Origin of the sequence: Methylobacterium sp. WL18, assembly GCF_008040015.1 — a bacterium.
Classification (GTDB): domain Bacteria; phylum Pseudomonadota; class Alphaproteobacteria; order Rhizobiales; family Beijerinckiaceae; genus Methylobacterium; species Methylobacterium mesophilicum.
In genome coordinates, this window is record NZ_VRVD01001122.1 from 1 (window position 1) to 814 (window position 814).

General features: G+C 74.1%; 1 protein-coding gene. It reads right to left on the reverse strand.

The window, feature by feature from the left end:
* The coding region (locus FV228_RS31280; protein ID WP_246694109.1) for a hypothetical protein at positions 1 to 684 on the reverse strand (684 nt) is incomplete at its 3' end.
* Between the last annotated feature and the right edge of the window lie 130 nt (positions 685 to 814).

The window sequence follows — 814 nt, forward strand, 5'->3', positions numbered from 1 at the left end:
CGCGACGACGGCCGCGGCGATCCCCGGGGCCGGCGCGTAGGCGACGAGGGCCCAGCCGAACACGACGACACCGCAGCCGCCGACGATGAGGGCCGCCCTTCGCGTCCCGTCGGACCGAGGGGCAATCATGGCGGGACGATCATCGCCGAGAATCCCCGACCAGAATCCTCGAACGGCCGCACGGTCGATGCGAGCGCGTCGCGCCGGGAAGTGCCGGCCCAGGAGCACGAGGCCGAGCCAAGCCAAAACCCAAGCCAAAACCCAGGCCGAAAACCACGCCGCGAGCCAGATCTCGTACAGGTGGGCGTCGAGGGCGGCTTCCCCATCGAGGCCGAGCCAGCGCGCGAGCCCGTGCGGGACCGGAAGGTCGGTCCAGAGGAAGACGCGCAGGACCGGGATCGAGAGCAGGCCGACGGCGAGGACGAGGCCGGCCGCCCGGTAGAGGGGCCGCGCCGCGCCCTCCACGGTGCCGACGAGGCCGCCGACGAGGGCCGTGCCGAGCCAGAGTTCGACGGGCCGCAAGGTCGGATCGGTTCCGGGTTCGGCGGGCAGGAGGGGAAACAGCAGGAAGACCGGGGCGAGGCCGAGCGACAGCAGCAATCCGAGGAGCGGAACGTGCAGCAGCCGCAGGACGCGTCGGCGGACCGGATCGCCGGCGTCGGGCCCCCGCTCAGCTGTCCGCATCGCGCGCCCGGTCGAGGGCCTTCAGGACGGCGGGGTCGCCCCGGTAGCGCCGTCGCAGGGTCCACTCGTCCGCCTCGGCGTCGTCGCAGCGCAGGCGCTTCACGGCCGCCACGATGGCCCGGCCGCGCGC